Origin of the sequence: Limibacillus sp. (assembly GCA_037379885.1) — a bacterium.
Taxonomy (GTDB): domain Bacteria; phylum Pseudomonadota; class Alphaproteobacteria; order Kiloniellales; family CECT-8803; genus JARRJC01.
On sequence record JARRJC010000062.1, the window covers coordinates 1 to 8,032 of the forward strand.

6 protein-coding genes are annotated in these 8,032 nt (G+C 59.0%); 4 read left to right on the forward strand and 2 right to left on the reverse strand.

Annotated elements, in window-relative coordinates:
• Positions 1 to 90 precede the first annotated feature (90 nt).
• On the reverse strand, positions 91 to 1,860 hold the full coding sequence (locus tag P8X75_13410) for an adenylate/guanylate cyclase domain-containing protein (GenBank protein MEJ1996178.1): 1,770 nt from the start codon (positions 1,858 to 1,860) through the stop codon (positions 91 to 93).
• Between the two features lie 406 nt (positions 1,861 to 2,266).
• Here P8X75_13410 and P8X75_13415 point away from each other — a divergent pair, with 406 nt between their 5' ends.
• Entirely contained in the window at positions 2,267 to 3,100 is an 834-nt protein-coding gene (locus P8X75_13415) for a 3-keto-5-aminohexanoate cleavage protein (GenBank protein MEJ1996179.1), read from the forward strand.
• A gap of 31 nt (positions 3,101 to 3,131) precedes the next feature.
• Positions 3,132 to 3,302 (forward strand): hypothetical protein, encoded by a 171-nt coding sequence (locus P8X75_13420; protein MEJ1996180.1) that lies wholly within the window; start codon positions 3,132 to 3,134, stop codon positions 3,300 to 3,302.
• Between the two features lie 179 nt (positions 3,303 to 3,481).
• Here P8X75_13420 and P8X75_13425 read toward each other — a convergent pair whose 3' ends face one another.
• Positions 3,482 to 4,195 carry a GNAT family protein gene (locus tag P8X75_13425; GenBank protein MEJ1996181.1) on the reverse strand — a complete coding sequence of 238 codons (714 nt, stop codon included), beginning with the start codon at positions 4,193 to 4,195 and terminating at the stop codon, positions 3,482 to 3,484.
• Positions 4,196 to 4,640: 445 nt separating this feature from the next.
• Here P8X75_13425 and P8X75_13430 point away from each other — a divergent pair, with 445 nt between their 5' ends.
• Positions 4,641 to 5,849, forward strand: coding sequence for a hypothetical protein (locus tag P8X75_13430; GenBank protein MEJ1996182.1), 1,209 nt, complete (start codon positions 4,641 to 4,643; stop codon positions 5,847 to 5,849).
• A gap of 174 nt (positions 5,850 to 6,023) precedes the next feature.
• Positions 6,024 to 7,793 (forward strand): adenylate/guanylate cyclase domain-containing protein, encoded by a 1,770-nt coding sequence (locus P8X75_13435; GenBank protein MEJ1996183.1) that lies wholly within the window; start codon positions 6,024 to 6,026, stop codon positions 7,791 to 7,793.
• Positions 7,794 to 8,032 lie beyond the last annotated feature (239 nt).

The window sequence follows — 8,032 nt, forward strand, 5'->3', positions numbered from 1 at the left end:
CACCCACTACGAGGCCGCCGCGCAGAACTTCGAGAAGGCGATCGAACTCAACCCCACTGTACCCTGGCCTCATCGCTGGCTCGCCTCCGCCTACGGCCACCTCGGCAGGATAGACGACGCGCAGTGGGAATTGGTGGAACTGGAAAGCCAGCGATGAGGCCAGGGTACATTGGGGTTGAGTTCGATCGCCTTCTCGAAGTTCTGCGCGGCGGCCTCGTAGTGGGTGAGCATGAACTGGCTGCTGCCCAAGACAAAACGGTACCAGAAGGGAAAGTGCGGATTGAGCCGCATGGCCTGCTCGATGTTGCCCAGCGCCTCATCGGCCTTTCCCACCCTGTTCTGAATGTTGGCCAGCATCGCATAGGCGTCGGCATAGTTTGGGTCCAGCTCGATGGCTCGCTTGAGACTGGCGATGCCCTTATCGCCATCGAAGAGTCCCGGCCGCGAGAAGACCCGCGCCATCACCCAGTGAGCAGACGGCAGCTCGTCGTTGAGTTCCACGGTCTTCTCAGCCAGCCGCTGCGCCTCGGCAAGAGACTTCTCCGGAGTGTCCGTCCAGGCGTTCTCGGCGGCGAGTGTATGGGCCGTCGCGAGCCTGCCGATCGCCGCCGCGAAGTTCGGGTCTATCTCCAGAGCGGATTGCAACAGTGCTATGGAACGTTGGTTCCCTTCCTTGGTGTAGTAGCTCTCATACTGCAGGGCCTGGATATAAAGATCGTAGGCCTCCGGACTGTCGGTAAGGTGGCTGGCCAGGCGCTGCTGCTCTCCCGGACTGACCTCGATCTTTAGCTGGGAGATGATCTGCGAGGTGATCTCGTCCTGCAGGTCAAAGATATCCATTGAGTTCCGGTCGTAACGTTCGGCCCAGAGATGCTCGCCGGAACTCCCATCGATCAGTTGAGCGGTGATTCGGACCCTGTCGCCGGACTTCCTGACACTGCCCCGCACGAGGTAGTGGACCCCGAGCTCGTTCGCGATCTGCCGCATATCCATCGAGAGGTCTTGGTAGGTCGAAGAAGAGCTCCTGGCGATCACCATCAAGCGGGAGATCTTCGCGAGATCGGTGGTCAGGTCCTCGGTCATGCCACCGGCGAAGTAGTCCTGGTCGGGGTCGCCGCTGATGTTCTCAAAGGGCAGGACCGCGATGGAAGACTTCTCAGCGAGGGCGGCCCGATTCTCCACTTGTTCCGGTGGCGATGTCTGAGGCCCGACGGTTATCCACGCCACGGCCAGGCCCAGCGAGACTAAGATCAGGATCAGGGCTGCGGCAAGCGGGCGCGAGACCTTCCGCTTCCGGATGTTGCCACCTTCACTTTCGGCAGCCTCGGCCAGCCTTTCGGCCGTCTCGTTGAGCAGAACTTTGAAGGCGCGCACCGGCCTGTCGATGTTCTTGACCTCCAACTCGCCGAGGTCTTCGAAGTCCAGCTTCACCCTGTCCCGCACCTGATTGCGTACGTTGCGCCTTACGCAAATACCGCCAGGCTCGGCGAGGCCTTCGAGCCTGGCCGCGATGTTTACGCCGTTTCCATAGATATCGTCGCCTTCGTCAATCACATCGCCGAGATTTATGCCGATCCGAAAGAGCAGCCGCTCGTTCTCCGGCAACTCCGCATTGCGTTCGCGCATTGCCAGTTGGACGGATACGGCAAAGACGACGGCGTCAAAAACGCTGGCGAACTCCATCAGGGCTCCATCGCCCATCAGCTTGATGGTGCGGCCCCCGTGCCGTGTGGCCAAAGGTTCTAGCAGCTCGCGACGATGCGCCTTGAGGCGCTCAAGTGTTCCGGTCTCGTCGGCATCCATCGCGCGGCTGTAACCAACCACGTCTGCAGCTAAGATGGCGGCAAGATGCCTTTCCATCGACTGCGCTCCCTCCCGTTAGGAACATCATTTTAGGCGATCTACGTTCAGGGGTCTATTTGCAGCGAGAGAGATCGCCCTGAGGGAGAGTCATGCACACGACCCTTCTTCTTGAGGCTCTTTTCTTGGATGTGGGGCGCCGAAGCAGCCGAAGGATTCAGAATCGGAGGAGTTGGTTCCGCTTCTAGCCAATAGCGGACGTTGAAGTCTTAGTGATTTCAGGCTTCCGCCTCCAACAGTTCCGATCCTGGTCGGTCCTGCGCCGGGGCACTTGCGTTTAGGTTCTGGCGGTCGATCGATGGCGCCCTTCGACAAGTGAGCGCCCTACCCATAAAATGACAGTTTCTGAGAAACGAATGGGTCCGAGAAGCTCTCGAGGAAGCTACTTACGGAGGAGGCGCCCGCCATGATGACCCCAACGATTATCACCGTTGCGATAACCGGGTCGGTACCGAAGAAGGAGAACAACCCGAATGTGCCGATTACCGTCTCCGAGCAGATCGAATCTACTCATGCGGCTTTCGAGGCGGGCGCCTCGCTGGCGCATTGCCATGTCAGGAACGACGACGGCTCGACCACCTCGGACCCAGACAAATTCGCCTTGCTGCTAGAAGGGCTGCGTAAGCACTGCCCCGGAATGATCATTCAATTCTCGACGGGCGGTCGTTCGGGAAAGGGGTCGGAACGCGGTGGCATGATCGAATTAAAACCCGATATGGCCTCACTCGCGACCGGCTCCTGCAACTTTCCGACACGCGTCTACGACAATAGCCCGGAGTTGATTGGCATGCTGGCAGAGAAGATGCTGGCCAACGGCGTCAAACCCGAGGTCGAGGCCTTCGATCTGTCGATGATCTATAAAGCAGTGGAGATGGAGAAGGCAGGCGCCATCAAGGGCCCGCTTCATGTCCAGTTCGTGATGGGCGTGAAGAACGCCATGCCAGTGGACCGCCCGGCCTTCGAGTTCTACGTGGAGACCCTGCGGCGCCTCGCTCCAGACGCCACCTGGACCGGCGCCGGCATTGGCAAGGACCAGATCACCCTGGTGAACTGGTCCCTGGAGCTGGGCGGCAACGTTCGTACCGGGCTGGAGGACAATATCCGCCTAGATAAGGACACCCTCGCCCCCTCGAATGCCGCACTGGTGAAGCAAGCGGTGGACCTCTGTGCAAAGTATGATCGGCGCCCTGCAAGTGCTGCGGAGGCGCGGAGCATGCTTAGTCTTCCTGCAGCGGCCTGATTCTCCCGCCATTTGCTCGAGGGGTTTGCAGATGAATGACCAGACCAAGCTAGCAAGAGAAGGCGTCTGCCCCTTCTGCGGCCAGGAAATGGACTATGTGGAGGACGCGCCGTCGGGAATGTCCGATCCTTACTATGAGTGCCCGGACTGTAACCGCAAGTTCGACGCATTGAGTGGAAAGGAGCTTAAGGTCCAGTTCTAGCCAAAGCGGACAATTGGATCTCAGTGAGCTCAGCACTGCAGCCAAACTGGCTGGCTGCCCACTCCCCGGAGCACCACGTCCCTGGGGCGGACGCTTTGATGATCAACTCCAAGTATGCGCGCCTGGAACTGCAACTCCAGATTCAATGAGAGTGTAATCGCTCAGCCACCACCTAGCGGTCAGCGATGTGCGGTCAGGATGCCCAAGCTCTGCTTCTGACTCCCGTCGGCATCGAAATTTTCGGGCGCGAGCCAAGTCTCGAAAGCTCGCTTCAACGCGGGCCATTCTCTGTCGATGATCGAATACCAGGCCGTGTCACGGTTGCGTCCCTTGTAAATCGTTGCCTGGCGGAAGATGCCCTCGAAGACAAAGCCAAGACGCTTTGCCGCCCGCTGGGAAGCCTTGTTGAGCGCATCACATTTCCATTCATAGCGACGGTAACCAAGCTCGTCGAAGACGCGCGCCATCATTAGGAACATGGCCTCGCTGGCCGCCGCGCTGCGCTGCAGGGCAGGAGCGAAATTTATATGGCCAACCTCGATACAGCCGACATTGGGCGTGATTCGCAGGTAACTGGCGACCCCTAGGGCCCGGCCACTGGCCGCCTCGATGATGGCGAAGAAGAGCGGATCATCCTGGGCGGCCATAGCATCGACCCAATCGCCCAGATCGCTCTCCCGGTCAAAGGGCCCATAGGGCAAATAGGTCCAGATCCGCCCCTCCTTATCTGCGCTGAAGGCGGCATGAAGCGCGCCTAGGTGAGCGGCGCGCGACAGCGGTTCCAGACGGCAGAATCGACCTTCCATGGATTGGCGCTCCGGTTTTCTGCTGGGCTTCCAGTCTTCCAGCGCAAAACCGATGGGTTGCCCGAGAACGTTGTGGCGCGGATCCATCTTCGCTCCCTCCATGCAGGTGCGGGTGTTGAAGGGTGGTCGGAATCATCAGGCTAGACCTTAGTGCACTGACCAGTAAGGTCCATTCCAGCACTATGAGATGAACCACGCCGCAAAACCTCGGCCAAGCAATTTGGAAGAGGAGTGACTGTATTCTACGAGAATCGGTAACCCGTTCCGAGCGCTGAACCCACGGTAGATATCCGCTTCTAGCCAATAGTGGACGTTCAGAATCACTGCGCCCTCTCGTGTAGAGAATGGCCTCGGCTGCCAACATCAACCCGCTGAAGTTCTGAATTTTAGCGGCGCTTTATGCAGTCAACGCTGGTCCTGTACTAGCGCTGTTTAGCATGACTCCTCCTTGCCGGATCCCAGGGCGAGAGTAAGGTTATGGCGCTGCAGCAACGGGGTTCCGTGGGATGCGTAGGATCAGGAAGGGCCGGCCATGAACGAACTCCTCACCTTGCTTGCGCTATTGGGCGCGGGGGTTTGGTTACTTCGGCCCAAGGTCACGGGGTCCGCGACGTGGCGGGCTGTAGGAACGCCGCTGGCATCCATCATAGGCAGTGGATTTCTCGTCTCCACGCCGATCCTGAGTAATCTCTACGGCGGTTGGGCGGTCCTCGCCATGGCTGCTCTCCTGCTCGTTGCCTATCTGGTCGGGGCGGCGGTGCGCGAGAACATCCTTCACGTAGAGCCTCTGCTGGCGCAGCAGGACGGCGGCGGGCTGATCGGCTCGCTCGAGAGGCTCTCTCATCTCGTCCTCGCCTTCGCCTACTTCGTGTCCGTCGCCTACTACCTCGTGCTCTTCGCAAGTTTCCTGCTGAAGCCCATGGGCCTTCATGACCTGATCCTCGTCAAGACCGTCGTGACCCTTGTGCTCACCGTGATAGGCGGCATCGGGCTTTGGCGCGGATTCCGCGCGGTAGAGGGCATGGAGATCTATGTGGTCTCGGCAAAGCTCGCGGTGATCGCGGGCATGATGATGGGGCTATTCCTCTACGACGTCGGACTTACCGTCGCCCCCGAGGGTGGCTCGCTGCTCCCCGTTGGCCACTTCGATCCAGCCAGTCTTCCGGTTCTGCTCGGCCTGCTGATCCTAGTGCAGGGCTTCGAGACCTCACGCTTTCTCGGGAACCGCTATTCCCCGGAACTGCGGGTGCGGACCATGAAGATCGCCCAGTTACTTTCCGCTGCGATCTATCTTTGCTTCTTCCTGCTCATGACCCCTCTCTTCTCCAAGGGAACGACCGGCGGGGACGTGGCCGCCGTCGTGGACATGCTGGGGCCCGTCTCGTTCCTCTTGCCCCTGCTGGTCCTAGCGGGTGCGCTCGCAAGCCAGTCAAGCGCGGCAATCGCAGACACTCTCGGGGCCGGCGGCCTAGTATACAATATCGCAGGTTCGCGAATCAGAATGCGGCATATCTATCCGCTAATCTGCGTGGTGGCCGGCGTGATCACTTGGGAGACCCACATCTACAGCCTGATCACCTTCGCCTCACGCTGCTTCGCGGCCTACTACGGCATGCAGTGCTTGGTCGCTGCGATCAGTGCGGCAAAACGCGGGCGCCAAGCCCGGGCAAGCGGCTTTGCGCTGCTCGCCCTTTTCTGCGTGGCAATCATCGTCTTCGGCACACCCGTCGAGGGCGGATGAGCTAAGGATATTTGCCAAGGCACTAGGCACCAGACCGCCAGAAGATGTCAGGTCACTAGCTTGCGTATTTCTTGGAGGATGTCCGCTTTTAGCCAAAAGCGGACATGACCAAAAACTATCCTTCTGGAGACAAGGGAGCATCGTGGATATTGTTTTCTCTGGGAGGACACCGCGATGCAGCATCGCTTAGCTGCGATCCTTGCAGCGGACATGGTCGGCTACAGCCGGCTTATGGCCGCCGACGAACTGGGCACAATCGAGCGGCAGAGGGCGCTACGATCTGGCCTGATCGACCCCAAGATTACACAGTTCGGAGGACGCCTCGTTAAGACGACAGGCGACGGCTTGCTCATCGAGTTCCAGAGCGTTTCGGCCGCCGTCGAATGCGCCATCGAAATCCAGAAGGCTCTCGCAGAGCGCTCGGAAGACCAGCCTGATGACGGTCGTATCCTATACCGGATCGGCATCAATCTGGGCGATATCGTCATCGATGGTGATGACATCCTTGGCGATGGAGTCAATCTGGCTTCCCGTCTCGAGGGCGCCGCAGCCCCCGGCGGGATTTGTGTTTCCGACAGCGTTTATCAAAACCTGAAAAGGCAATTGTCTGCCTCGTTCACCAGCCTCGGAAAGAAGACGTTCAAGAACATCCCCCGCGAGATTTCTGTATGGCAATGGGAAGGCATTGATGAGGTAGGCGAACGAGGCGGAAAATCACCCGCTTCTCCCCGGGCGTTTCAGCGAAAGCCCTCGATCGCCGTTCTACCCTTCTCGAACATGTCGGGAGACCCTCAGCAGGAGTACTTCTCCGACGGCATAACAGAGGACATCATTGCCGAGCTTTCACGCTTCCAGATTCTTAGCGTCATCGCCCGTCAATCAGCCTTCGCCCTGAAGGGCGACCAAACCAGCATCAAGGAAGTGCGCGGAAAGCTGGGCGTTGACTACATCGTAGAGGGGAGCGTCCGCCGGGCAGGAAACAGGGCCAGAATGACCGCCCAACTGGTCGAGACAGAGAACGGGAGTCCCATTTGGGCAGAGCGGTACGATCGCGACCTGGAAGACATCTTTGCGGTACAAGACGATGTGACCCGCTCAATCGTCGCCGCCGTGGCCGCGCAGCTCGGCAAGGACGTTGCGGAAAAGGCCTCAAGGAAACCCACAAGCAATATCCACTCGTATGAGTTATTCCTTCAGGCCAATCGGCACTACTATCGCTTCACACCGGAAGAGAACAGTGCGGCGGCTCGGCTTTATCAGAAGGCGATCGATTCCGATCCGGGCTTCGCTCGCTCCTATGGCGGTCTCGCGAACACCTGCGTAACTGATCATTTTCTGCATTGGGCGCGGATCGATAACGCCCTGCAGACGGGACTGGAATGCGCACGGAAATGCCTGGAACTGGACAGCAACGACCCGCTTGGCCGGGCGATGTCGGCGTGGGCCTTGATCGGTTTCCAGCTCTGGGAAGAGGCTGAGGCTGAACTCGATAGAGCTTTGGCGCGAAAGCCAGGCGACCCCGATATCATGGCTGAGGTGGGCCATGGGCTTTATGTGGTCGGACGCCCGGAAGAGGGAATCCCGCTTTTAGAAGAAGCGGTACGGCTGAACCCATTATATCCTGATGTCTATCTGAGATGGCTTGGGATCGGCTATTACCGAGGCGAGAGATACCGAGAGGCGGCAAGGGCCCTTTCGGGTGCCCGTCTGGAAGGCTGGGGTCATGGATGGCTAGCGGCCGCTTATGCCCGCTTGGGCGACAAGCCACGTGCCCAGGCAGCGCTCGCCCAGTTCGTGGAATTACGGAGCGAAGAACTGGGCTACGCATCTGCGTCGGCGGGGAGCGTTCAGGACTTGTTGGGTAACTACCAAAGTAATTTCAGATACGAAGCTGAATGGGAACACTTCCTTAATGGACTGCGCGAAGCCGGTCTGCCCGACTGACGATATGTCCGCTTTTAGCCAGAAGCGGACATTTAGCAGTAGGCCCAAATTCAAGATTCCTGCAAAAATTTTCTGGGGGCTGGGCTTGGCGGCGTTAGTCACAGGTAGTGCTAGGCAATAGCACGTACCGACCACCTTTTGGTTTTTGGGGCCCCAGCCTCGCTTCTTGAACTAGCTGAACAGCCGCATGGGACCTCTAAGCACAACGGTAGTTTGTAGCCATATTGTAGCCACAAACA